The sequence below is a fragment of the Aquabacterium commune genome (assembly GCF_004362855.1).
GTDB classification, from domain to species: domain Bacteria; phylum Pseudomonadota; class Gammaproteobacteria; order Burkholderiales; family Burkholderiaceae_C; genus Aquabacterium; species Aquabacterium commune.
The window spans coordinates 55,216-78,081 of record NZ_SNXW01000003.1; the positions used below are offsets into that span (position 1 = coordinate 55,216).

The 22,866-nt window shown below is 67.9% G+C and carries 23 protein-coding genes; 16 read left to right on the forward strand and 7 right to left on the reverse strand.

Going from position 1 to position 22,866, the window contains the following annotated elements; translation table 11 throughout:
* Positions 1 to 21: 21 nt before the first annotated feature.
* Genes EV672_RS06520 through paeA form a run of 4 tightly spaced genes read left to right on the forward strand, consistent with a single transcriptional unit; the run spans position 22 to position 4,208 of the window.
* Entirely contained in the window at positions 22 to 1,209 is a 1,188-nt protein-coding gene (locus EV672_RS06520; RefSeq protein WP_133607508.1) for an AAA family ATPase, read from the forward strand.
* Positions 1,206 to 1,796 (forward strand): DUF4276 family protein, encoded by a 591-nt coding sequence (locus EV672_RS06525; protein ID WP_133607509.1) that lies wholly within the window; start codon positions 1,206 to 1,208, stop codon positions 1,794 to 1,796. The genes EV672_RS06520 and EV672_RS06525 overlap by 4 nt, the downstream gene beginning before the upstream one ends.
* The gene (locus EV672_RS06530; RefSeq protein WP_133607511.1) at positions 1,793 to 2,863 is read left to right on the forward strand and encodes a patatin-like phospholipase domain-containing protein; all 1,071 of its coding nucleotides are present in this window, start codon (positions 1,793 to 1,795) and stop codon (positions 2,861 to 2,863) included. The genes EV672_RS06525 and EV672_RS06530 overlap by 4 nt, the downstream gene beginning before the upstream one ends.
* Positions 2,864 to 2,885: 22 nt before the next feature.
* Positions 2,886 to 4,208, forward strand: a complete 1,323-nt coding sequence (paeA, locus tag EV672_RS06535) for a polyamine export protein PaeA (RefSeq protein ID WP_133607513.1) — start codon at positions 2,886 to 2,888, stop codon at positions 4,206 to 4,208.
* A gap of 3 nt (positions 4,209 to 4,211) precedes the next feature.
* On the opposite strand, the gene gbd is transcribed toward paeA, so the two are convergent.
* Entirely contained in the window at positions 4,212 to 5,348 is a 1,137-nt protein-coding gene (gbd, locus tag EV672_RS06540; protein WP_133607515.1) for a 4-hydroxybutyrate dehydrogenase, read from the reverse strand.
* 235 nt (positions 5,349 to 5,583) lie between these two features.
* On the opposite strand from gbd, the gene EV672_RS06545 reads away from it, so the two are divergent.
* The 6 genes from EV672_RS06545 to EV672_RS06570 all read left to right on the forward strand — a co-directional run bounded on the left by EV672_RS06545 (position 5,584) and on the right by EV672_RS06570 (position 12,768).
* The gene (locus tag EV672_RS06545; protein WP_133607517.1) at positions 5,584 to 6,327 is read left to right on the forward strand and encodes a TetR/AcrR family transcriptional regulator; all 744 of its coding nucleotides are present in this window, start codon (positions 5,584 to 5,586) and stop codon (positions 6,325 to 6,327) included.
* Between the two features lie 97 nt (positions 6,328 to 6,424).
* Entirely contained in the window at positions 6,425 to 7,834 is a 1,410-nt protein-coding gene (locus EV672_RS06550) for a 3-oxoacyl-ACP reductase (protein WP_133607519.1), read from the forward strand.
* A 42-nt stretch (positions 7,835 to 7,876) separates the two neighbouring features.
* Complete coding sequence (locus tag EV672_RS06555) at positions 7,877 to 8,737, forward strand: MaoC/PaaZ C-terminal domain-containing protein (protein WP_133607521.1); 861 nt, start codon at positions 7,877 to 7,879, stop codon at positions 8,735 to 8,737.
* Positions 8,738 to 8,768: 31 nt separating this feature from the next.
* Positions 8,769 to 10,061, forward strand: coding sequence for an acetyl-CoA C-acetyltransferase (locus EV672_RS06560; protein ID WP_133607523.1), 1,293 nt, complete (start codon positions 8,769 to 8,771; stop codon positions 10,059 to 10,061).
* 75 nt (positions 10,062 to 10,136) lie between these two features.
* Positions 10,137 to 11,876 carry an AMP-binding protein gene (locus EV672_RS06565; RefSeq protein ID WP_133607525.1) on the forward strand — a complete coding sequence of 580 codons (1,740 nt, stop codon included), beginning with the start codon at positions 10,137 to 10,139 and terminating at the stop codon, positions 11,874 to 11,876.
* A 28-nt stretch (positions 11,877 to 11,904) separates the two neighbouring features.
* Positions 11,905 to 12,768, forward strand: coding sequence for a YbgC/FadM family acyl-CoA thioesterase (locus EV672_RS06570; RefSeq protein ID WP_133607527.1), 864 nt, complete (start codon positions 11,905 to 11,907; stop codon positions 12,766 to 12,768).
* Between the two features lie 15 nt (positions 12,769 to 12,783).
* Here EV672_RS06570 and EV672_RS06575 read toward each other — a convergent pair whose 3' ends face one another.
* From EV672_RS06575 to ygfZ, 3 genes are all read right to left on the reverse strand, one after another.
* The gene (locus EV672_RS06575; RefSeq protein ID WP_133607529.1) at positions 12,784 to 13,782 is read right to left on the reverse strand and encodes an NRDE family protein; all 999 of its coding nucleotides are present in this window, start codon (positions 13,780 to 13,782) and stop codon (positions 12,784 to 12,786) included.
* 9 nt (positions 13,783 to 13,791) lie between these two features.
* A complete protein-coding gene (locus EV672_RS06580; protein ID WP_133607531.1) occupies positions 13,792 to 14,175 on the reverse strand; it encodes a DUF4936 family protein in 384 nt (127 codons plus the stop codon).
* Between the two features lie 113 nt (positions 14,176 to 14,288).
* On the reverse strand, positions 14,289 to 15,359 hold the full coding sequence (gene ygfZ, locus EV672_RS06585; protein ID WP_166643485.1) for a CAF17-like 4Fe-4S cluster assembly/insertion protein YgfZ: 1,071 nt from the start codon (positions 15,357 to 15,359) through the stop codon (positions 14,289 to 14,291).
* A 135-nt stretch (positions 15,360 to 15,494) separates the two neighbouring features.
* Between ygfZ and mltG the strand changes: the two genes are divergently transcribed.
* From mltG to EV672_RS06615, 6 genes are all read left to right on the forward strand, one after another.
* The gene (gene mltG, locus EV672_RS06590) at positions 15,495 to 16,511 is read left to right on the forward strand and encodes an endolytic transglycosylase MltG (protein WP_424923126.1); all 1,017 of its coding nucleotides are present in this window, start codon (positions 15,495 to 15,497) and stop codon (positions 16,509 to 16,511) included.
* Positions 16,508 to 17,125, forward strand: a complete 618-nt coding sequence (gene tmk, locus EV672_RS06595; RefSeq protein WP_133607535.1) for a dTMP kinase — start codon at positions 16,508 to 16,510, stop codon at positions 17,123 to 17,125. The genes mltG and tmk overlap by 4 nt, the downstream gene beginning before the upstream one ends.
* 8 nt (positions 17,126 to 17,133) lie before the next feature.
* Complete coding sequence (gene holB, locus EV672_RS06600) at positions 17,134 to 18,264, forward strand: DNA polymerase III subunit delta' (protein WP_133607537.1); 1,131 nt, start codon at positions 17,134 to 17,136, stop codon at positions 18,262 to 18,264.
* 208 nt (positions 18,265 to 18,472) lie between these two features.
* Positions 18,473 to 18,814, forward strand: coding sequence for a PilZ domain-containing protein (locus EV672_RS06605; RefSeq protein WP_133608184.1), 342 nt, complete (start codon positions 18,473 to 18,475; stop codon positions 18,812 to 18,814).
* A gap of 48 nt (positions 18,815 to 18,862) precedes the next feature.
* On the forward strand, positions 18,863 to 19,648 hold the full coding sequence (locus EV672_RS06610) for a TatD family hydrolase (protein ID WP_133607539.1): 786 nt from the start codon (positions 18,863 to 18,865) through the stop codon (positions 19,646 to 19,648).
* A gap of 141 nt (positions 19,649 to 19,789) precedes the next feature.
* Positions 19,790 to 20,005 (forward strand): hypothetical protein, encoded by a 216-nt coding sequence (locus EV672_RS06615; protein ID WP_133607541.1) that lies wholly within the window; start codon positions 19,790 to 19,792, stop codon positions 20,003 to 20,005.
* A 37-nt stretch (positions 20,006 to 20,042) separates the two neighbouring features.
* Here the strand turns inward: EV672_RS06615 and EV672_RS06620 are convergent, their stop codons facing one another.
* The 3 genes from EV672_RS06620 to EV672_RS06630 are packed head-to-tail and all read right to left on the reverse strand — an operon-like array spanning position 20,043 to position 22,866.
* Complete coding sequence (locus EV672_RS06620) at positions 20,043 to 20,912, reverse strand: amino acid ABC transporter permease (RefSeq protein ID WP_133607543.1); 870 nt, start codon at positions 20,910 to 20,912, stop codon at positions 20,043 to 20,045.
* Positions 20,909 to 21,772, reverse strand: coding sequence for an ABC transporter permease subunit (locus EV672_RS06625; RefSeq protein WP_133607544.1), 864 nt, complete (start codon positions 21,770 to 21,772; stop codon positions 20,909 to 20,911). Before EV672_RS06625 ends, EV672_RS06620 begins: the two co-directional genes overlap by 4 nt.
* A gap of 23 nt (positions 21,773 to 21,795) precedes the next feature.
* Complete coding sequence (locus EV672_RS06630; protein ID WP_133607546.1) at positions 21,796 to 22,866, reverse strand: amino acid ABC transporter substrate-binding protein; 1,071 nt, start codon at positions 22,864 to 22,866, stop codon at positions 21,796 to 21,798.

Consider the following 22,866-nt stretch of genomic DNA (forward strand, 5'->3'; position numbering starts at 1 on the left):
CAGCCTTTGAGAGGGCGTGCCGTGAGAATCGAATCCATCCGACTGAAGAACTACAAGGTGTTCCGCGATGTGCACCTGACCGACATCCCGAACTTCCTGGTCGTGGTGGGCGCCAATGGGGCCGGCAAGTCCACCCTGTTCGATGTGTTCGGCTTCTTGCACGACTGCCTCAAGGGCAATGTGCGGCAGGCCCTGGATGCGCGGGGCCGCTTTCGCGAAGTGTTGAGCCGCGACGCCACCGACCCGACCATCCTCATCGAGATCCAGTACCGCATGCAGATCACGGGTGTGGAGCGGCTGGTGACCTACTCGCTGGAAATCGCGGAGCGTGCGGGCCAACCCATCGTTCAGCGCGAAATCCTGCGCTACAAGCGGGGGCGTTATGGCAGCCCTTACCGCTTCCTGGACTTCACCAACGGCGAGGGCTTTGCCATCACCAACGAGGAAGACTTCCAGAAGGGCGACGAGGAGCTGGATCGGGAGTCGCAGAAGGTGGCGCCCGACACCCTGGCCATCAAGGGCCTGGGGCAGTTTGAGCGCTTCAAGGCGGCCACGGCGTTCAGGCAGCTGATCGAGTCCTGGCACGTGTCGGACTTCCACATCAACGCCGCACGGGGCCGCAAGGAGGCGTCGGGCGAGTCGGAGCACCTGTCCGAAACGGGGGACAACCTGCCGCTGGTGGCGCGCTACCTGTTCGAGCAGCACCCCGAGGCTTTCAAGGAGATGTTGGACGTGATGGCGCGCCGCGTGCCGGGCATCGCGTCGGTCACGCCCGAGTTGATGGCCGATGGCTACCTGACCCTGCGCTTTCAAGATGGCACCTTCAAAACGCCGTTCCTGGACCGCTATGTGTCCGACGGCACGATCAAGATGTTCGCCTACCTCGTGCTGCTGCACGACCCGAAGCCGCACCCGCTGCTGTGTGTGGAGGAGCCGGAAAACCAGCTCTACCCCAAGCTGATGGGCGAGTTGGCCGAGGAGTTCCGGCTGTACGCACAGCGGGGTGGGCAGGTGCTGGTGTCCACGCACTCGCCGGACTTCCTGAACGCGGTCAACCTGGAGGAGGTGTGCTGGCTGGTCAAGCGCGAAGGCGCCACCGAGATCAGGCGTGCCCGCGACGATGCCCAGATCGCTGCCTACATGGCCGAAGGTGACCAGATGGGCTACCTGTGGAAGCAGGGCTTTTTCGAGGGCGCCGACCCGGTATGAAAGAGCTGGTTTTTTTCCTGGAAGAGCCTTCGGCACAGGCCATGTTGCAGGGGCTGTTGCCGCGCATGCTGGCCCCTGACATCCATGTCCGCCTGATTCCTTTCGAGGGCAAGCAGGACCTGGAGAAACAGCTGACCCGGCGCTTGCGTGGCTACCTCAACCCACAGGCCCGTTTCATCGTCTTGCGGGACCAGGACAGCGCGCCTGATTGCACCGTCGTCAAGCACAAGCTGCTGAGGCTTTGCGCAGACGCAGGGCGCGGTGCGGTGTCGCTGGTGCGGGTGGCGTGCAAGGAGCTGGAAACCATTTACTTGGCTGACCTCGCTGCTGTGGAGCGTGCGCTGGGCGTGACTGGGCTGAGCAAGCATCAAGCCAGTGCCAAGTTCAGACAGCCTGACCACCTGGGCAGCCCAAGCGATGAGCTGCGCAAGCTGACGCAAGGGGCTTACCAGAAGGTGGGTGCGTCGCGCTTGATCGGGCCGCACCTGGACCTGGCCAACGAACGCTCGCCCACTTTCAAAAATCTGGTGAAGGGCATCAGGCGCCTGGAAGCCGAGTTGTTGGCCTTGCCTGCCGAAGCGCCATGAAAGCACTGCACATCCACGTCGGCGAGCGCGCCCGCCAGCACATCGCCACCCAGGGCCTGCGCCCGCAGGACATCCGCGTGGTGCCCGCCGCCGCCGGTGGCCCCAAGGGGCTGATGCTCACCCACCTCGACCAGCAGATCTTCGGCCGCTGGCTGCCCATGGGCGGCCACACGGTGCACCTCGTGGGCGCGTCGATTGGCGCCTGGCGCATGGCCACGGCCGCCATGCCCGACCCCATCCGCGCCTTCGCCGAGCTGTCGCACGGCTACATCCACCAGCACATCGAGCCCGAGGCGGGGCGCACATTCCCCTCGGCGGCGCGCATCACCGCCGGCTTCACGCAGACCCTGCAGGACTTCTTCGGCCGCGACACCGCCGCCTTGCTCAACCACCCGCGCTGGCGCCTGCACGTGCTGACCTCCAAGGGCCGGCAGATCCTGCGGCAGAACACCCCGGCGCGCACGGCGGCGGGCTTCGCCGGCCTGGCGCTGACGAATGCGCTCTCGCGCAAGGCCGTGGGCCTGTTCCTGGAGCGCCACGTGTTCTCCTCGCCCGGCGAGCCGCTGCCCGTGCCCCTGCGCGACCTGCCCACGCAGCACGTGGCGCTGACCGAAGCCAACTTCATCCCGGCCATGCTGGCGTCCTGCAGCATCCCCTTCATGCTGGAAGGCGTGCCGCACATCCCCGGCGCGCGGCCCGGCACCCACTGGGACGGCGGCCTGGTGGACTACCACGTGCACTGGCCCTACAACCAGATGAAGCCCGGCCTGGTGCTCTACCCGCACTTCCAGCAACAGGTCGTGCCCGGCTGGCTGGACAAGGGCCTGCGCTGGCGCCACCGCGCCACGCCGGCCTTGAGCAACATGGTGCTGCTGTGCCCCAACCCCGAGTGGGTGCGCACGCTGCCCGGCGGCAAGCTGCCCGACCGCACCGACTTCAAAAGCCTGCCGCCGCAGCAGCGCATGAAGGTCTGGACCGAGGCGGTGGTGCGCTCCGAGCAAATGGCGCAGGAGTGGCAGGCATGGCTGGACGGTGGGTGCCCGGTGGATGTGTTGAGGGCGTTGTGAGGCTGTCGTTACACTCCAAATCATGTCCTCAGACCCGATCGTCGCGCTGTTGCTGATCGCGGCCCTGATTGCCGCCAGCGCTTTCTTCTCCCTGACCGAACTGGCCGTGGCCGCGTCGCGCCGCGTGCGCCTGCGCCAACTGGCCGACCACGGTGACTGGCGCGCCCAGCGCGTGCTGGCTGTCCAGGACGAGCCCGGCGACTTCTTCACCGCCTTGCAGATCGGCATGAACGCCGTGGCCATCCTGGGCGGCGTGGTGGGCGAGGGCGCTTTCTCGCCCATGGCCACGCGCCTGCTGCAGGCCTTGCAGCTCGACGCCGGCTACATCGAGACCAGCGCCTCGGTGCTGTCCTTCGTGCTGGTCACCAGCCTGTTCATCTTGCTGGCCGACCTCTTCCCCAAGCGCCTGGGCATGGTCGCGCCCGAGCAGGTCGCGGTGCGCGTGGTCGGGCCCATGCTGCTGGTGCTGGCGGCGTTCCGCCCGCTGGTGTGGTGCTTCAAGCGCCTGACCGACCTGCTGTTCAAGCTGCTGGGCCTGCCCGAGCGCCGCGACGAGGCCGTCACCTCCGACGACATCCTGGCGATGGCGCAGGCCGGTGCCGATGCCGGCGTGCTGGCGCTGACCGGGCAGCAGGTCATCGAGAACGTGTTCGAGCTCGACACCCGCCTCGTCACCAGCGCCATGACCTCGCGCGACCGCATCGTTCACCTGCTGCTCGACGACAGCGAGGCCCTGATCCGCGCGCGCATCGAGCAGTTCCCGCACTCGACCTACCTGGTCTGCGACGGCGACATCGACCACGTGGTCGGCTATGTCGATTCGAAAGACCTGCTCAGCCGCGTCTTCAACGGCCAGCCGATTTCGCTGCAGGCGCCGGGCCTGATCAAGAAGGTGCTGATCGTGCCGGAGCGCATCAGCCTCTCGGAGGTGCTGCAGCAGTTCCGCCAGGCCTTCGAGGACTTCGCCGTCATCCTCAACGAGTACAGCCTGGTCGTGGGCATCATCACCATCAACGACGTGATGAGCACGGTGATGGGCAGCCTGGTGGCGCCCATGGACGACGACCAGATCGTGCAGCGCGACGCCGATTCCTGGCTGATCGACGGCGCCACGCCCATTCCGGACGTGCTGCGCGCGCTCGACCTCGATCACCTGCCGCAGCAGGACGAGTACGAGACCCTGGCGGGTTTCATGATGGTGATGCTGCGCCGCATCCCGCGCAAGACCGACAAGGTCAGCTGGGGCGGCTGGCGCTTCGAGGTGCTCGACGTGGACAGCTACCGCATCGACCAGGTGATGGTGGCGCGCGAGGTGCCGAGCAGCACCCCGCTGGCGGACGGCTGAAGCTCACATCGACGCTTCGAGCAAGGCGCGGTACTGCTCGGGCGTGGCCACGCGCGGGTTGGTCTTGTGGCAGTGGTCGGCCATCGCGCCGGTGATGACCTTGTCGAACCATTCGCGCTGAACGCCGAGCGCGGCCAGGCCCGTGGGCAGGCCCAGGCGGGCGTTCATGTCCTTGATCGCCGCGGGGATGTCACCCTGCGAGCCCAGGCCCATGGCGTGGGCCATGCGGGCCAGGCGGCGGTCCTTCTGCATGGACTCGGCCTCCGCATTGAAGGCCACCACGGCGGGCAGGAACATGGCGTTCAAGGTGCCGTGGTGCAGCTTGGGGTTCACGCCGCCCAGGCTGTGGCTGAGGCTGTGCACCGCGCCCAGCCCTTTCTGGAAGGCCATGGCGCCCTGCATGGAGGCGCTCATCATGTTCAGGCGGGCCTCGCGGTCGCTGCCGTCTTTCGTGGCGCGCTCGATGTGGGCCCAGGCGCGCTCCAGGCCATCGAGCGCGATGCCATCGGCCGGTGGGTTGAACGCCGCCGACATGAAGGTTTCCATGCAGTGCGCGATGGCGTCCATGCCGGTGGCGGCGGTCAGCATCGGGGGCAGGCCGAGCGTGAGTTCCGGGTCGAGGATGGCGGCCTTGGGCATCAGGTTCCAGGAGTGGAAGCCCAGCTTGCGGCCGTCGTCCACGATGACGATGGCGCCGCGCGCCACCTCCGAGCCCGTGCCCGCGGTGGTCGGCACGGCGATCAGCGGCGCGGCCTGCGGCGTGATCTTGGGCGAACCGCCTTCGATGGTCGCGTAGGTGGTCAGCGGGCCCGGGTGCGTGGCCATGATGGCCAGGCCTTTGGCCAGGTCGATGCTGGAGCCACCGCCCACGGCGATCAGGCCGTCGCAGCCCGAGGCTTGCCACACCTCGTGCGCCGCGCGCACCGAGGCCTCGGTCGGGTTGGGCGGCGTCTGATCGAAGACGGTGACGGGCAGGTCGGCCAGCGCGTCCAGCGCCTTCTGCAGGACGCCGGCGGCGCGCACGCCCGCATCGGTCACGACCAGCGGACGGCGGATGCCGACGCGCTCGCACTCGCTGGCCAGCAGGCGCACGGCGCCGAACTCGAACTGGATCTGGGTCAGGTACAGGATGGTGGACATGGGGGCCTCGCTCTGGATGCCCGGGATCATAGCGAGCGCCGCGCCGGCCCGTCCCTCAGGAAGATCCGCCTTGCACGGCCCCCGTTCACCCCGGACTTGTGGGGAGTGACCCATTTTGTGGGGTCAAAGCGGTGTCAACCGCGGTCGGCTCGACTACCATACGCCCCTGACGATAAAACGGACGTTTGAAACGTCTGTACTGTTGGCCCACCGACAGACACCTGGAGACACCCTCATGGCCACGGCCGCGCCCCGCCTTTCCCCGGCAGACACCAAGACCCGCATCCTGGACGCGGCGGAGGCCCTGTTCATCGGTGGCGGCTTCGATTCCATGTCGATGCGCCAGATCACCAGCACGGCCGGCGTCAACCTGGCCGCGGTGAACTACCACTTCGGCTCCAAGGACGCGCTCATCCACGCCGTGCTGGCACGCCGCCTGGACCCGCTGGACGGCCAGCGCCTGGCCATGCTGGACGCCTTCGAGGCGGCTTACGGCGAGCGCATGAGCTGCGAGCACGTGCTGGTGGCGCTGTTCCTGCCCGCGGTGCGGATTTTCCGCAGCGAGTCGCCCATGGCCGACAGCTTCCTGCACTTCATCGGCCGGGCCTACACCGACCCCTCGCCCGTGGTGCGCGACTTCATCCAGACCAATTACATCCAGACGCTGGGCCGCTTCTTCTTTGCCTTCCAGCGCACCTTGCCCGAGCTCAGTCGCGAAGACCTGGGCTTTCGCCTGAACTTCGCCATGGGCGCGCTGTCCGGCATCCTGGCCGGCGGCAACACCCAGCGCCTGATCCGCGAATTCACCCAGCAGCAAGGTGACCACGAAGCCGTGATCCTGTCGCGCCTGGCCTCCCTGATGGTCGCCGCCCTGAAAGCCCCGCTGCCTGGGCCGGAAGACGCCACCCTGTTCGGCGCCATGGCCAGCATCCCCGGCGTGGCGCAAATCGGCATCGCCCCGCCAGCCAACGCGCCCTGATTCCCCGACGTGGCCTGCCGATGGGGCGGGCCTTTTTGACAACCTGGCCACACCGGACTGTGCACGTCCACCGGCCTTCAGCAATGCGAGCCTCTCCATGAAAGACGGATACATCGATTTCGCCAACTCCAACGTCGGGGCCAAGCTGGTCAATGCTTTGGGCCTGCCCAAGCCGATGCCGCTGGAGCGTTACCAGGCCGGCCAGCCCGTGGTCAAGGGCACGGTGTTGGTGGGCGGCGGCGGTGAACCGCAAATGCTGGAGGCCCTGGCCGGCGTGTTCCAGCGCATCGGTGTGCAGACCCTGGCCCACGAGCGCCTGCCGCAGTGGGTGGCCGTGGCCAACAAGGCCGGCCTGACCACCGGCCGCTGGGGCAACAACGGCCAGCCCGGCGAGAAGGTCAAGGCCCTGGTGTTCGACGCCACCGGCCTGACCGACTCCACCCAGTCCGACGCGCTGTACTGGTTCTTCCACGATGCCGCCCGCTCGCTGCTGCCTTGCGGTCGCGTCGTCGTGCTGGGCCGTCCGCCTGAGGCCTGCACCTCGCCGCGCCAGGCCACCATCCAGCGCGGCCTGGAAGGCCTGACGCGCTCGCTGGGCAAGGAGCTCAAGAAGGGCAGCAACGCCCAGCTGGTCTATGTGGCCGAAGGCGCCGAAAGCCAGGTCGAATCCACCCTGCGCTTCCTGCTGTCGCCGCGCTCGGCCTATGTGTCGGCGCAGGTCATCCGCATCGGCGCGCCAGTGGGCGACAACGTCGCGCCCGCCAACTGGGACCAGCCCCTGGCCGGCAAGAAGGTGCTGGTGACGGGCGCCTCGCGCGGCATCGGTGCCGCCATTGCCGAGTGCATGGCCCGCGACGGTGCCCACGTCATCGCCCTGGACGTGCCCCAGGCCCAGGAAGGCCTCAACGAGGTCGCCAAGCAGATCGGTGGCACGGCGCTGGCGCTGGACATCGGTTCGCCCGAAGCGCCGCAAAAGCTGGTGGATGCCGCCAAGGCCGACGGCGGCTGGGACGTGGTCGTGCACAACGCCGGCATCACCCGCGACAAGACCATCGCCAACATGAAGGAGCACCTCTGGCAGCTCGTCATGAACGTCAACCTGTCCACCCAAGAGCGCATCAACGAGGCCCTCGTTGAAAGTGGCGCGCTGAAGACCGGTGGCCGCATCGTCTGCGTGTCGTCCATTTCGGGCGTCGCCGGCAACATGGGCCAGACCAACTACGCCGTCTCCAAGGCCGGTGTGGTCGGCATGGTGCAGGCCAGCGCGCCGATCTTTGCCGAGAAGGGCATCACCATCAACGCCGTGGCCCCGGGCTTCATCGAAACGGCCATGACGGCCGCCATCCCGTTTGCCATCCGCGAAGCCGGCCGCCGCATGAACTCCATGAGCCAGGGCGGCCAGCCCATCGACGTGGCCGAGGCCATCGGCTGGTTCGCCAGCCCCGCATCGGCCGGCATCACGGGCAACGTGATCCGCGTGTGCGGCCAGAGCCTGATCGGCGCCTGAGTTGCGCACCGACACCACCGGCACTTCACTGGCACAACGCCCATGAAAATCATCGAAGTCAACAAGCTGCCCAGCGCGCTGTCGCTCAACCTGGGCGCCTTGCGCTCCAGCAGCAAGCGTCCCGGCGTGGTCGAGGCCCTGCCCGAGGTGACCTATGTGCGCCCGCGCGTGGTTGTCGATGCCAAGCGCGTGGCGGCCTATGCCAAGGTGTGTGGCTTCAGCAAGGCGCACGGTGTGCCCATGCTGTTCCCGCACCTGGACGCCTTCCCGCTGGCCATGATGCTGTTCGGTTCGCGGCGCTTTCCCTGGCCTGCGATGGGGCTGGTGCACCTGGCCAACAGCGCCCGGCTGCTGCAGCGCATCCATGTGGAAGACGTGCTGCGCATCGAGATGCGCACGGGCGAGCTGATCGCGCACGACAAGGGCCAGGCCTTCACACTGCACGCCCGCGCCCTGCGCGGTGGCGAGGTGGTGTGGGAGAGCACCTGGACGCTGCTGCGCCTGGGCGTGCGCCAGCCCAAGGGCGAGCCCTACACCAGCCAGTTGGTCGATGAGCGTCCGCTGTCGCACCAGGCCGACTTCTTCGCCGGCGCCAGCATCGGCCGCAGCTATGGCCGCGTCTCGGGCGACATCAACCCCATCCACCTCTCGGCGCTCACCGCCAAGTTCCTCGGTTTTCGCAAAGCGATTGCCCACGGCATGTGGACCAAGGCCCGCGCCCTGGCCACGCTGATGCCGCGCGAGGCGGTGGCGCAGGCGGAGGTCATCGTCGAGTTCAAAACCCCGCTGTTCCTGCCCGCGCGCGCTTCTCTGTGGGCCATCCGCAGCGAAGACGGCGCTCTTTTCGAAGTTCGCAACGCCAAGGGCGACAAGCCCCACCTGCGCGGCCGCGTCACCTACTGAACATCCCTGAATCCTTGAAAGGCACCTGCCCATGAACACCACCGTCCGTCGCGTTGCCATCATCGGTGGCAACCGCATCCCGTTTGCTCGCTCCAACTCCGTCTATTCCAACGTCTCCAACCAGGAGATGCTGACCGCCACCCTGCAGGGCCTGGTCGATCGCTTCAACCTGCATGGCAAGCGCCTGGGCGATGTCGCCGCTGGCGCCGTGATGAAGCACAGCCGTGACTTCAACCTGGTGCGCGAGTGCGTGCTGTCCACGACCCTGGCGCCCGAGACCCCCGCCTACGACCTGCAACAGGCCTGCGGCACCGGCCTGGAAGCCATCATGCTGGTGGCCAACAAGATCGCCCTGGGCCACATCGAGTGCGGCATTGGCGGCGGTGTGGACACCACCTCTGATGCGCCCATCGGCATCAACGAAAAGATGCGCAAGATCCTGATGGAGGCCAACCGCGCCAAGGGCACGATGGCCCAGCTCAAGGTGATGTCCCAGATCCGCCCGAGCATGCTGATGAAGCCGGCCATCCCGAAGAACGGCGAGCCGCGCACCGGCTTCTCGATGGGCGAGCACGCCGAGCTGATGGCGCGCGAATGGGGCATCCCCCGCGAGGAGCAGGACCAACTCGCCGTGGCCAGCCACGCCAACCTGGCGCGTGCCTACAAGGACGGTTTCTTCGCCGACCTCATCACCCCCTTCAAGGGCGTGAGCAAGGACAACAACCTGCGCGAAGGCCTGAGCATCGAGAAGCTGCGCTCGCTCAAGCCTTGCTTTGACAAGAAGGTCGCGCCCGGCCAGGGCACGCTGACCCCGGGCAACTCCACGCCCCTGACCGACGGCGCCTCGGCCGTGCTGCTGGGCAGCGAGGCGTGGGCCCAGGCCAACAACCTGCCCGTGCTGGCCTACATCACCTTCAGCGAAGTCGCTGCGGTGGACTTCTTCAACAAGAAGGAAGGCCTGCTGATGGCCCCGGCCTACGCCGTGCCCCGCATGCTGGAGCGCGCCGGCATCAAGCTGCAGGACTTCGATTTCTATGAAATCCACGAAGCCTTCGCCGCGCAGGTGCTGTGCACGCTGAAGGCCTGGGAAGATGGCAAGTACTGCAAGGAACGCCTGGGCCTGGACCAGCCCCTGGGGAGCATCGACCGCAGCAAGCTCAACATCAACGGTTCTTCGCTGGCCGCGGGCCATCCCTTCGCCGCCACCGGTGGCCGCATCGTGGCCTCGCTGGCCAAGATGCTGGCGCAAAAGGGTTCGGGCCGCGGCCTGATCTCGATTTGCGCCGCCGGCGGCCAGGGCGTCGTTGCCATCTTGGAGCGCTGAGCCTGAGCCCTTAAACTGGGCTTTCAAAACCAAGACCAGCCGCGCCCACCGAGGCGACGGCACGAGGAGACACCGATGAGCCAAACCGCAGCCGCCGCCCAGCCTGGGCAGTCCATCGTCAACCCGGACGGTTCCACCAACCGCATCTGGTTGTCGTCGTATGTGAAGGGCGTGGCCCACGACATCGACGTCCACAAGTACCAGTCGCTGACGCAGTACTTCGACGAGTGCGTGGCCAAGTTCCGCGACCGCCCGGGCTTCGTGAGCATCGGCACGGAGATGTCGTTTGCGCGCCTGGACCGCCTGGTCAAGTCCTTCGCGGCCTACCTGCAAAGCCAGGGCGTGAAGAAGGGCGACCGGGTGGCCATCATGCTGCCCAACACCTTCCAGTACCCCGTGTGCCTGTTCGCGGTGCTGCGCATCGGCGCCATCGTGGTCAACGTCAACCCGCTGTACACGGCGCGCGAGCTGAACCACCAGCTCAAGGACTCTGGCGCCGAAACCATCATCGTGATGGAGACCTTCGCCAAGACCCTGCAAGACGCCATGGCGGGCACCCAGGTCAAGCGCGTGGTGCTGACGCAAATTGGCGATTTGCTCTCCGACGGCTTCGTCAACCTCAAGGGCCGCTTGCTGAACTTCGTGCTGCGCAAGGTGCAGAAGATGGTGCCGGCCTACAGCCTGCCCGGCGCCGTGTGGATGCGCGATGCGATCAAGGCCGGTGCCGCCCACAAACTGCAGCCCGTGAAGGTGCAGCCCGACGAACTCGCCTTCCTGCAGTACACCGGTGGCACCACCGGCGTGGCCAAGGGCGCCATGCTGACCCACCGCAATGTGCTGGCCAATTGCCAGCAGGCGCTGGCCTTTGCCGAGGGCCAGCTGACCGGCGAAACCGAGACCGTGGTCACGCTCATCCCGATGTACCACATCTTCTCGCTGACGGTGAACGGCCTGATCTTCATGGGCCTGGGCGGACGCAACATCCTGATCGCCAACCCGCGCGACACCAAGCGCGTGATGATGATGCTCAAGAACGAAAAGTTCTCCGGCATCAGCGGCGTCAACACCTTGTTCGCGTCCTTCCTGGACGATCCGGCCTTCCGCAAGCTGGACTTCTCCAAGCTCAAGCTGCCCATCGCCGGCGGCATGGCCCTGCAACGCAGCGTGGCCGAGCGCTGGAAAGAGGTCACCGGCCAGGCCATCGTCGAGGGCTACGGCCTGACCGAGTGCTCGCCCATCGTGTCGCAAGCCCCGGTGGACATCAGCAAGCCGCGCCCGACCTTCACCGGCTCCATCGGCGTGCCCGTGCCTTCCACCGAGGTGCGCAACCGCCGCGAGGACGGCTCATGGGCCGACATCGGCGAGCCGGGCGAGCTGTGCGTGCGCGGCCCGCAGGTCATGAAGGGCTACTGGAACCGCCCGGACGAAACCGCCAAGGTCATTGACAGCGAAGGCTGGCTGGCCACGGGCGACATCGCCGTGATGGACGAGCAGGGCTTCCTCAAGATCGTGGACCGCAAGAAGGACATGATCCTGGTGTCGGGCTTCAACGTCTATCCGAACGAGATCGAAGACGTGGTCGCCATGCACCCCGACGTCAAGGAAGTGGCGGCCGTGGGCGTGCCCGACGAGGTGGCCGGCGAACGCGTGAAGATCATCGTGGTGCCGCGCAACCCGGGTCTGACCAAGGAAGCCTTGCTGGAGCATTGCCGCAAGAACCTGACGGGCTACAAGATGCCGCGCATCGTCGAGTTCCGCAATGAAGAGTTGCCCAAGACGCCGGTGGGCAAGATCCTGCGCCGCGAATTGCGCTGATCACTGCCTGCCCGTTGGCCCAGCCCGCATGACCCAGCCTGCCGACTTTCGCTTCCACCACCGCCTGCGTGTGCGCTGGGTGGAGGTGGACGCGCAGCAGGTGGTGTTCAACGGCCACTACCTGACTTATCTGGACGTGGCCGTCACCGAGTTCTGGCGGACGGTCGGCCTGCCCTACCCGGACGCGATGCGGCACGTCGGTGGCGACATCTTCGTGCGCCGCAACACGCTGCAATACCACGCGCCGGCGCGCCTGGACGACTGGCTGGACATCGGCATGCGCTGCGAGCGCATCGGCACCTCGTCCATCACCTTGAACTGGGCGGTGTGGTCGCAAGGCCGCTTGCTGGTCACGGGCGAGGTGGTCTATGTGTTCACCGACCTGGCCTCGGGGCGATCGGCCCCGGTGCCCGAGGCGTTGCGCGACCAGTTGGACGCCCACATGCAAGGCGCGCCCGTCACCCAGCTGGTGTGCGGCCCTTGGGACGCGCTGGCCGAGGCGGCGAGGGCCGTGCGCCTGGCCGTGTTCGTCGGTGAGCAGGGCATCCCGGAGTCCGACGAGTGGGATGAAGACGACGCCACCGCGGTGCACGCCGTGGTGCGTAACTTGGCGGGCCTGCCGCTGGCCACGGGGCGCTTGATTTTGTCTGTCGATGCCGGTCACGCCCGCATCGGGCGCATGGCGGTGCTGCGCAGCGCGCGCGGCGTCGGCCTGGGGCGCGAGGTGCTGCAGGCGCTGATCGCTCAGGCGCGTGAGCGGGGTGTGCAGCACATCGGCATCCACGCGCAGTGCAGCGCCATGCCGCTGTACGCCCAGGCGGGCTTCGTGCCCGTGGGCGAGGTGTTCGACGAGGTGGGCATCCCGCACCAGGGCATGACGCTGGCGCTGTGAGGGCTCAGCCCAGGCTCAGGCCTTCACGACGAAGCCCGGTGCGGCCTTGATCAGGCTGCGTGCGCGCTGGCGCCGCTCCTGAACCTCGGCCATGACCTGCTGGTCGTCGTGCTCCGAGATGTCGCTGGCCTCGAAGGCCTCATCGCTGCGCATGTTGGGCGGCGGCAGGGTGGCGTCCAGCCGGGCCACTTCGGCCTGCGCCATGGTGTGGCGCGGCGGCCAGTTTTTCAAGCTCACGCGGCGCAGCAAGGCCAGGCTGGATTGCGCGGCGAAGGTGCGCTCCATCACGTGGGTCACCAGGCGTTTGTTGACGCGCTCGGTGATGACGACGGTGGAACAGCGCGTGCCGTACAGGCGATTGCCCGAGCGGATGAAAGCCGAGGACAGCATCTTCTCCCATTCGGGCGAGACGCCGGTGCGCGGCAAGTGCTCGTCGGGTGCCTGGGCAGGGTCGGCCAGGGCTTCGAAGAGGCTGTGCGCCAGTTCCTCAGCGTCCTGGCTCTCGGGGATGGCGGTTTTCAGGCGGCCCTTGAGCGCCTGCACCTTGGGCCATGGCGTGTTGAGCAAGGCGTTCGACAGGCCGAAGATGCCGCGCTGCAGCCGCTCCGGATAGACGCGTCGGTTGTTGATCCAGTAGCACTCGCCCTGGGCAAAATCCAGCGCGATCATGTTGAAGCCGTTGTGGCCCGACATGGCCAGGCGCGGCCAGAGCATGGACATGTGCAGATCGCCCTTGAGCCATTGCGGCACGATCTGGCCGCGCGAGGGGGCTTGCGGGTCCATGTCGTGGGGGTCGCGGATGTTGGTGACCATGCCAAGGCGCCCCAGGGCGGTGAGGCCCAGCCAGGTGCCACCGGCTTGGAGGTCGCGCCCGCCCAGGATGGCCGGGCCGCCGGCCTCTGGCTCCCACCAGCCCAGGCGCGCGGCGGGCCGGTCGAAGAACTCGTCTCGGTTGGCCGCCATCACGAAGGGGAAGCGGCTGCTTTGGTCAAGGGCGAAGGCAATGAGGCACATGCGGGCTCCTCACGCGGTGGGCGTGGTCAAAGGTGGGTGCAGCGGCAGGGTCAGAGGCTCGAAGGTTTCGACATGACGGACGCCGATCAAGCTGCTGGGCAGCGCACTGGCCTGGGCCGCGATGGCCTGTGCGAGCGCTGCAGAGACCCCCGCGGGATGCGCGTAGGTTTCCATCCAGGTGTCCTCTGCAGCCTCTGTGTGCGCGGTGGCATCGGCACGGCGCATCAGCGTGGCTTGGAGGCCCGGCCACTGCTGCGTCAGCGCCGCTTGCATGGCCTGGACGGCCAGGGCCGCAGCGTGCCTGTTGGCGTGAGGCACCCGGTAGTACACGAATTGGGCGGGCAGGGCGGTGGGACTGGGCATGGGCGTCGGGGTGTCCGGCAGGTCAGACATGCCGATGAGACTGTGCAAAGCGTACCCCAGGCGTCAAGGCCTGACGCCAGCCTGGCGCGTCAGGTGAACCCAAACGCGGCCGAATGCCGTTAAGGATTTGACAGGGCGCGCATTCATGCCGATGGCGCCTCCTGGGGCAGCGCGTAAGGCAGATCCGCCCACTGCAGCAACGGGCCTTCGGCCGAGCCAGCGTGCACCGGCGTTTGCCAGGCCGCGAGCTTGATCTCCACCAGGGCCGAGTGCGCCTCGCTGAGCGCACTGCCGTCGCCGGTCGGGATGGCGGCGGACTGGATCACCAGGCCCGCGGGCTGGCTCGGGTCGCTCTCGGCGAACAGCTCCTGGCCAGGCTGCAAGGCCGCGTCGCTGTGGGCCAGCACGGCCCGGCGTTTGATGGTGCCGCGGTACTGGCTGCGCGCCACGATCTCCTGGCCGGGGTAGCAGCCCTTCTGGAAGTTGACGCCGCCCAGCAGCTCGAAGTTGACCATCTGGGGCACGAACTGGTCGGCCGTGGCGGCCTGGATGCGGGGCACCGCGCTCATCACGTCCAGCCAGGCCCAGGCGGGCGCGGGCAGCACAGGCAAACGGGCTTGCAGGGCGTCGGCCTCGGCGTGTGGGCCGACCCACAGCCAGCGCGGCACGCCCAGCACGGCCGGCAGGCTCACGAGCTGACCACCGTGGCAGGCGCGAACGGGCCAGGGCGCGTCGGGAGGTGGCATGTCGGCAGATGGCGCGTCGGCGGTGGCGGGTGCCGCACTGCCGGACCCGGCGGGGGCCTCATCGGCCAGGAGGGCATGCACCGCGTCGCCGGCCAGGCCCAGCACGCGCAGGGCGGACTGGCCATCGACCAGGCGGGTCTTGGCGCGAAGCACGAACATCGACAGGCGCTTGAGCAAGGGCGGCAACACGCTGGCATCGCACAGCAGCCAGACGGTGTCGGCATCAGGGCGCAGGGCGATGGCGCTGGCCAGCATGCGCCCCTTGGCGGAGCAGTAGGCGGCCAGGCGGGCCTGGGTGGCGTCCAGGTGCTGGATGTCCTGGCTGAGCTGGCCGTGCAGGAAGCTCGCGGTGTCGGGGCCCGTGGCCTGCAGCACGGCGATGTCTTGCAGCGGCAAAGCGCCGCACCAAGCCGCAGGGGAAGGCAGCTGCGGATGCGGAAGGGACGAGGGCGTGAGGAGCGATGTCATGCGGGTCATTATGATCACGCCCTGATGCACCCGCAAAACACTCGGAGGACGACCCTCCAACCAGGCGTCTTTCTCGGCGCCACCCACGTCGCCTGGCCCGACGCTGCCAAGCGCGCCGTGCCCCCGTCCGCTCGCATGAACCGGGCGCGCGGTGGTTTGGTGACGGCTGCGCTGATGCTGGTGGCCGCGCTGGCCCTGGCGGTGTCAGCGGGCGTGTGGTGGTGGCTCAACCAGCCGCTGCGTCTGAACGCACCCACGGTGGAGTTGTCGGTCGAGGCGGGCAGCACGCCGCGCGATGTGGCACGGGCCTGGGCGGCCGCCGGCGTCGAGGCGCCTTCCTGGATGCTGTACGAGTGGTTCCGCTGGTCGGGGCAGTCGCGCCAGATCCGCGCCGGCAGCTACGAGCTGGAAACGGGCGCCACACCGCGCGACCTGCTGCGCATGATGGTGCGGGGCGACGAGCGCCTGACCACGGTCAAGCTCATCGAGGGCTGGACCTTCAAGCGCTTCCGCGCCGAACTGGCGCAAGCCGATGGCCTCAAACCCCTGACCCAGGGCATGGGCGAGGCCGAGCTGATGGCCCAACTCGGTGCCCCTGGCGTGCCAGCCGAAGGCCAGTTCTTCCCCGACACCTACGCCTACGCCAAGGGCAGCACCGACCTGGCCGTGCTGCAGCGTGCCCACCGGGCCTTGCGCAAGCAGCTCGATGCCGTCTGGGCCCAGCGGGCCGCGGGCAGCATGCTGGCCTCGCCGCAGGATGCGCTCGTGCTGGCGTCCATCGTCGAGAAGGAAACCGGCCGCGAGTCCGACCGCCCGATGATCTCGTCGGTGTTCCACAACCGCTTGCGCATCCGCATGCCCCTGCAGACCGACCCCACCGTCATTTACGGCCTGGGCGACGCCTTCGATGGCAACCTGCGGCGCGTGCACCTGCAAACCGACACGCCCTTCAACACCTACACCCGCCCCGGCCTGCCGCCCACGCCCATCGCCATGCCAGGCAAGGCCGCCTTGATGGCCGCGGTGCAGCCGGCCACGTCCAAGGCGCTGTATTTCGTGGCACGCGGCGACGGCAGCAGTGTCTTCAGCGCGACACTGGCTGAGCATAATCGCGCAGTGAACCAGTACCAACGCGCCAGAAAGGGTCCATGAGCACAGGCCGATTCATCTCCTTCGAAGGCATCGACGGGGCGGGCAAAACCACCCACATCGACGCCGTCGAGCAGGCCTGGCGCGCGGCCGGTCACGAAGTTGTGCGCACGCGCGAACCTGGTGGCACGGCCTTGGCCGAGTCGCTGCGCGAACTCGTGCTGCACCAGCCCATGGACGCGCTGACCGAGGCCTTGCTGGTGTTCGCTGCGCGGCGGGACCACGTCCAGCAAGTGATCGCGCCGGCGCTGGCCCGTGGCGCCTGGGTGCTGTGCGACCGCTTCACCGACGCCACCTTCGCCTACCAGGGCGCCGGCCGGGGTTTTGATCTGCAGGTGCTGGCGCAGCTGGAAGGCTGGGTGCAGCAAGGCTTGCAGCCCGAGCTGACCCTGTTGTTCGACCTGCCGCCCGCTGTGGCCGCAGCCCGCCTGCGCGATGCCCGCCAGCCCGACCGCTTCGAGTCCCTGGACGAAGCCTTCTTCGAGCGCGTGCGCGGCGGCTACCTGGCCCGCCAGGCCGCGGACCCGCAGCGCTTCGCCCTGGTCCAGGCCGACGCCGCACCGCAGGCCGTGGCCGCGCAGGTGCGGGCCGCTTTACAGTCACGGGGCCTGGCATGAAGGGGCGCATGCAAGCGGATGAAGGCTGTGCGTCAGAGGCCGCGCCAGACACGCTTTGGCCCTGGCTGCACGCCCCCTTGGCGCAGGCCTTGCAGCAGTTGCACAGCCATGCGGTGCTCCTGCACGGCCCGCAAGGCGTCGGGCAGTTCGAGTTCTCGTTGGCGCTCGCGCGCGCCTGGCTGTGCGAGCAGCCCGTTGGCGATGACGCTGGTAGCGCACCCGTTTTGAAGCCCGCTTGCGGCCAATGCGTGTCTTGCAAGCTGATGAACGCAGGCTCCCACCCTGATTTCCACCTGGTGCTGCCCGAGGCCTTGCAGGGCAGCCTGGGCTTGGGCGGCAGCGAGGGCGGCGCAGACGACGGTGCCGATGGGGGCAACGACGGCGGCAGCGATAAAAGTGGCGAGAAGGGTGGCAAGTCCCGCAAGCCCAGCCAGGAGATCAAGGTCGATGCCATCCGCGCGGTCGTGCAATTCTCTCAAAGCACGGCCTCGCGCGGTCGGGCCAAGGTCGTGATGGTCCACCCGGTGGAGCGCATGAACATGGTCGCGGCCAACACCTTGCTCAAGACGCTGGAAGAGCCGCCCGGTCGGGTGCGCTTCGTGCTGTCGGGTTCGGCCCTGGAGCAGCTGCTGCCCACCGTGCGCAGCCGTTGCCAGGCCTGGCGCCTGAGCCTGCCCGATGCCGATGTGGCCGCCGACTGGCTGGCGCGGCAGTTGAAGCTGAGCCCGGAAGACGCCCGCGTGCTGCTGGCCGCCGCCGGTGGCCAGGCCCTCAATGCCCGCGACCGTTTCGCGCAAGGCCTGGACGCCCGCAGCTGGATGAGCCTGCCCCGTGAGCTGCAGCAAGGCCAGGCGGGCACCCTGTCGCAGTGGCCCTTGCCCTGGATGGTCGAGAGCCTCCAAAAGCTCTGCCACGACCTCGCCCGCACGGCCGTGGGCGCCCAGCCACGCTATTTCCCGGCCGATTGCCTGCCCCCGCCGCCCGAGATGTCGCGCCTGCAGCAATGGTCGCAGGAACTGTCTCGCCTGGCCCGGCATGCCGACCACCCCTGGAACCTGCCCCTGAAGGTCGAGACCCTGGTGCTGCAGGCTCGGGCTGTCATGCGCGTCAAAGCGGTGCGGGGAAGCCCTCAGGCCTGAGCCCGCACAAGCTGTGTCAGAAGGTAAAGCCAGCCGTGTCCCGGGCGGATTTCACGAGTGAGCTTTCAGGCACGGCGCTACACTTCAGCCGATGAGCGAGTTTCATACCACCGCCATGCCCTCGGCGTTCGTGCCCATGATCGGCAAGGCCTCCAGCAGCACCGGCGCCGGCCTGGCAGCGGGTGGTGTTGCGCCCACCACGGGTGCGATGGCCCGCCCCAGCGTCATCCAGCTGGTGTTCCGCGAAAAGGGCGCGCTTTACGCCGCCTACATGCCGGCCTTCACCGACGGCGGTTTGTTCGTGCCCACCACGCGCGACTACACCCTGGGCGACGACATCTACCTGCTGCTGTCCCTGCCCGAAGATCCCCAGCGCTACCCCGTGGCCGGCAAGATCGCCTGGATCACCCCTGCCAACGCCTCCGGCGGCCGCACCCAGGGCGTCGGCGTGCGCTTCCCGGCAGACGACAAAACCCGCCTGCTGCGCGTCAAGATCGAACAGATCCTGGGCACCAACATCTCGTCGAGCAAGCCGACCCAGACCATCTGAGGCATGATCGCAGGTTGCGCATCTGGCGCATCACACCTGCTTTGCATCATGTTCGTTGACTCGCACTGCCACCTCAACTTCCCCGATTACGCCCAGACCCTGGACCAAGTCCGTGCCGACATGGCCGAGGCCCGCGTTGATCGGGCGCTGTGCATCAGCACCACCCTGGAAGAGTTTCCGCAAGTGCAGGCCCTGGCCGCGCGCTTCGACAATTTCTGGGCCACGGTGGGCGTCCATCCCGACAACGAGGGCGTGCAAGAGCCCACGCTCCAAGACCTGGTCGAGCGCAGCCGCCTGCCGCGCGTGGTCGGCATCGGCGAGACAGGGCTCGACTACTACCGCCTGGGCGAGCGCACCGTGGCCGACATGGCCTGGCAGCGCGAGCGCTTCCGCGTGCACATCCGCGCCGCGCGCCAGACCGGCCTGCCATTGGTGATCCACACCCGCGAAGCCAGCGCCGACACCCTGGCCATCCTGCGCGAAGAGGGCGAGGGCCAGGTGCGTGGTGTCTTCCACTGCTTCACCGAAAGCGAGGCCGTGGCCCGTGCCGCCCTGGACCTGGGCTTCTACATTTCGTTCTCCGGCATCCTGACCTTCAAGAACGCCGTCGAGCTGCGCGAGGTGGCCAGCTTCGTGCCGCTCAAGCGCTGCCTGATCGAGACCGACAGCCCCTACCTGGCGCCCACACCGCACCGCGGCAAGACCAACTCCCCGGCCTATGTGGCCTTGGTGGCCCGCCAGCTCGCCGCCATCAAAGGCTGTGACGAAGCCGAAGTGGGGCGCGTCACCAGCGAGAATTTCGAGGATTTGTTCTCGTTGGTGCGCCGCAGCTGAGGGTTTGGCCACGCTGTTTGCCTGACGGCCTGTCAGACAATTTCTGACAGGCGGTATGGTTGTTGGGTGACTACCACCAACCGCCTCTGATCCCTACAGTGAGTCCCATCGCAACGGACATATTTCACGCAGAGGCACCCCATGCAAAAGCAAAGCTTGTACGCCAACCCCTTCGCCCTGATGATGGACCCCCAGGCTGTGTTGGAGGCCATGGAGCGTTCGGAGCGCCTGAACCGCCTGCAAAGCCGCGTGTGCCGTCCGCTGGACAAGCCGCTGATCCCGATGGTGGGCTCGGACGATCAGGAGATCGACGCCAGCGACATCGAGTTGCCGGAAGAAAGCGTCTCGGCCCAGTGAGCCAGACAGCGCGTCGGACGCCCGACGCAGGCGCGGCTCACAGCGCCTGAGGCCAGCGTGCCTCCAGATGTCGCCCCAGGCGCGCCAGCGCCAGGCACATGAGGGCATAGACCAGCCCCACGAACAGGTAGGCCTCGAAGTAGAAGGCCCGCCAGACCGGGTCCCCGCTCAGGCTGAGCGAGAGGCCGCCGGTCAGCTCGTGCAGGCCGATCACCATCACCAGCGAGCTGTCCTTGAGCAGCCCGATGGCATGGCTGGTCAGCGCCGGCAACACGGCCCTCAGGGCCTGTGGCAGCACGATGCGACCTTGTGTCGCCCACCACCCCAAGCCCAGCGTGTGAGCGGCTTCGCTCTGCTCTTTCGGCACCGTCTGCAGGCCGCCTCTGACGATTTCCGCAAGATAGACCGCCGAAAACACGCTGAGCACGGCCGTGGCCCGCCACAACAGCGCGGGGGCTTCGCCCTGTGGCCACAGCAGCGGCAGCAAGAACGCCGCCATGAAGAGCAGGGTGACCACTGGCACGCCGCGCACGCCTTCGATGAAGGCCACGGCCGGCCAGTGCAGCCAGCGCATGCGCGAACGACGCGCCAGCGCCAGGCCGATGGCCAGCGGCCAGGACAGCAGCCAGCTCAGGCCGAACAGCATCAGCGTCAAGGGCAGGCCGGCGGGCTGCCAGGGCTGACCGGGTGCCGACTCGATGACCCGCCCGAGCAGCCACTGCGGCCCTTTTTCGGCCACCACGCCCCAGCATGCGCCCTGGTGCTGCAAGGCCTGGCAGGCGACGGCATCGGCGCGGAACTCGGCCCGCCAGACGGCCCAGCCCAACGCTTGCCACAGCAGCCATGCGACCACGCACAGCCCCAAGCCGCTGGAGACGGCTTTCACCACACGTGCGGCGGACGTCAAGCCTGACCTCCCTGCGCAGCCTGTCGTGCGTTGAAGGCGTTCATGGCGGCCGACGTCAGCAGCGACATCGCCAGGTACAGGGCCATCATCACCGCCACGCACTCCACCGCACGCCCGGTCTGGTTGAGCGTGGTGTTGCCCACCGAGACGAGGTCCGGGTAGCCCACCGCCACGGCCAGGGACGAGTTCTTCACCAGGTTGAGGTACTGGTTGGTGGTGGCCGGCAAGATGGTGCGCAGCGCCTGCGGCAACAGCACCCGGCGGATGACTTGCCAGCGCGTGGCGCCCAGGGTCTCGGCGGCTTCGAGCAGGCTGGCCGACACGGCCTCGATGCCGCTGCGGAACACCTCGGCCAGGAAGGCACCGGTATAGACGCTCAGTGCGAGCATGACGGCCAGGAACTCGGGCGTGACCGCACCACCGCCCTGGACGTTGAAAGCTTCCTGCACCGGCCAGGACCACGCCCATCCCCCATCGGCCATGGCGGGCCAGGGAAAGGCCAGGCCGCCCTTGCTCAGCCACACGCCCGGCAGCAGGGAAAGCGCCGCGTTGGCGTCCGGCAGCCATTCCACCAGCAGCAGGTACCAGATCAGCAGTTGCAGCAGCAGGGGCACGAGGCGCACCGTGTCCACGACGACGCTGCTCAGCAAGCGCCAACTGCGCGAAGACGAGCCACGGCCCAGCGCCAGCAAGAGCCCCAGCACGGTGGCCAGCAGCAGGGCGGGCAGGCTCACGCGCAGGGTGTTGCCCAGGCCGACCATCAAGGCACGCCACACGGGCTGCGTGGCCTCGAAGGCGAACAGCCCGGTTTCGCCGATGTCAAAGCCCGCGGGCTGGAGGAGGAAGTCCCAGGTGGACACGTTGGCGGGGGCTTGCAGTGGGCTCAGCGCACCGGCGGCGCGAAGACCAGGCCGCCCTGGTTCCAGGGTCGGTTGACGCCGCGTGGCAGCTTGAGCGGCGACTGCGCACCGACGTTGCGCTCGAAGATTTCACCGTAATGGCCCACCGCCTTGATCGCGCGCAGCGACCAGGCCTTGTCCAGACCCAGCAGCTTGCCCATGTCTTCGCCCGTGCCCAGCAGGCGCTGGATGGCCGGGTCGTCGGAGGGCTTGGCTGCGGCGGCCTGGGCCTGGGTGATGCCCAGCTCTTCGGCTTCCTGCAGCGCGAACACCGTCCATTTGACGATGGCGAACCACTCGTCGTCGCCACGGCGCACCACGGGGCCCAGCGGCTCTTTGGAGATGAGGTCGGGCAGCACGGCATAGTCGGCGGGGTTGGGGGACTCCTTGCTGCGGATGCTGGCCAGCGCCGACGCGTCGGCCGAGTAGGCCTGGCAACGGCCGGCGAACAAAGCCTTGAAGCCGGCCTCGTAGGTGTCGAACACGATGGGCTTGATGGCCAGCTTGTGGGCGCGGGAGAAGTCCGCGAGGTTCTTCTCGGTGGTGGTGCCCGACTGCACGCACACCTGGGCGCCCTTGAGCTGGTTCGCGCGCGTGACCTTGAGCTTGGTGGGCACGAGGAAGCCCTGGCCGTCGATGTAGGTGATGGCGGTGAAGTGGAAGCCCAGCGAGGCGTCGCGCGTCAGCGTCCAGGAGGTGTTGCGCGAGAGCACGTCGATCTGGCCCGACTGCAGCGCCGCGAAGCGCTGTTGCGCATTCAGCGGCACGAAGTGGACCTTGTCGCCATCGCCCAGCACGGCGGCGGCCACGGCGCGGCAGATGTCCACGTCCAGGCCCGTCCAGCGGCCTTTGGCATCGGGTGCAGAAAAGCCTGCCACGCCGGTGCTGACGCCGCAGTTGATTTGGCCGCGCTGGCGGATGCCATCGAGCGTCTTGCCGGCATGGGCCTGATCGGCTGCGCTCAACGCCAGTGCAGCAAGGATCCACACAGGCAGGATCGCGCGCCAGGCATGCAGGGGGCGGAGCAGACGCAACAGGTGGGGCAGGATGGGCAT

Bases quoted from the DNA above. Each gene is read 5' to 3' on its own strand.
- EV672_RS06575 (WP_133607529.1), bottom strand. From the start codon at position 13,782: ATGTGCCTCATTGCCTTCGCCCTTGACCAAAGCAGCCGCTTCCCCTTC.
- EV672_RS06610 (WP_133607539.1), top strand. From the start codon at position 18,863: ATGTTCGTTGACTCGCACTGCCACCTCAACTTCCCCGATTACGCCCAG.
- EV672_RS06570 (WP_133607527.1), top strand. From the start codon at position 11,905: ATGACCCAGCCTGCCGACTTTCGCTTCCACCACCGCCTGCGTGTGCGC.
- paeA (WP_133607513.1), top strand. From the start codon at position 2,886: ATGTCCTCAGACCCGATCGTCGCGCTGTTGCTGATCGCGGCCCTGATT.
- EV672_RS06580 (WP_133607531.1), bottom strand. From the start codon at position 14,175: ATGTCTGACCTGCCGGACACCCCGACGCCCATGCCCAGTCCCACCGCC.
- EV672_RS06555 (WP_133607521.1), top strand. From the start codon at position 7,877: ATGAAAATCATCGAAGTCAACAAGCTGCCCAGCGCGCTGTCGCTCAAC.
- EV672_RS06560 (WP_133607523.1), top strand. From the start codon at position 8,769: ATGAACACCACCGTCCGTCGCGTTGCCATCATCGGTGGCAACCGCATC.
- EV672_RS06565 (WP_133607525.1), top strand. From the start codon at position 10,137: ATGAGCCAAACCGCAGCCGCCGCCCAGCCTGGGCAGTCCATCGTCAAC.
- mltG (WP_424923126.1), top strand. From the start codon at position 15,495: ATGAACCGGGCGCGCGGTGGTTTGGTGACGGCTGCGCTGATGCTGGTG.
- EV672_RS06605 (WP_133608184.1), top strand. From the start codon at position 18,473: ATGGCCCGCCCCAGCGTCATCCAGCTGGTGTTCCGCGAAAAGGGCGCG.
- ygfZ (WP_166643485.1), bottom strand. From the start codon at position 15,359: ATGACATCGCTCCTCACGCCCTCGTCCCTTCCGCATCCGCAGCTGCCT.
- EV672_RS06525 (WP_133607509.1), top strand. From the start codon at position 1,206: ATGAAAGAGCTGGTTTTTTTCCTGGAAGAGCCTTCGGCACAGGCCATG.
- EV672_RS06530 (WP_133607511.1), top strand. From the start codon at position 1,793: ATGAAAGCACTGCACATCCACGTCGGCGAGCGCGCCCGCCAGCACATC.
- EV672_RS06550 (WP_133607519.1), top strand. From the start codon at position 6,425: ATGAAAGACGGATACATCGATTTCGCCAACTCCAACGTCGGGGCCAAG.
- tmk (WP_133607535.1), top strand. From the start codon at position 16,508: ATGAGCACAGGCCGATTCATCTCCTTCGAAGGCATCGACGGGGCGGGC.
- EV672_RS06545 (WP_133607517.1), top strand. From the start codon at position 5,584: ATGGCCACGGCCGCGCCCCGCCTTTCCCCGGCAGACACCAAGACCCGC.
- holB (WP_133607537.1), top strand. From the start codon at position 17,134: ATGCAAGCGGATGAAGGCTGTGCGTCAGAGGCCGCGCCAGACACGCTT.
- EV672_RS06615 (WP_133607541.1), top strand. From the start codon at position 19,790: ATGCAAAAGCAAAGCTTGTACGCCAACCCCTTCGCCCTGATGATGGAC.
- gbd (WP_133607515.1), bottom strand. From the start codon at position 5,348: ATGTCCACCATCCTGTACCTGACCCAGATCCAGTTCGAGTTCGGCGCC.
- EV672_RS06630 (WP_133607546.1), bottom strand. From the start codon at position 22,866: ATGCCCATCCTGCCCCACCTGTTGCGTCTGCTCCGCCCCCTGCATGCC.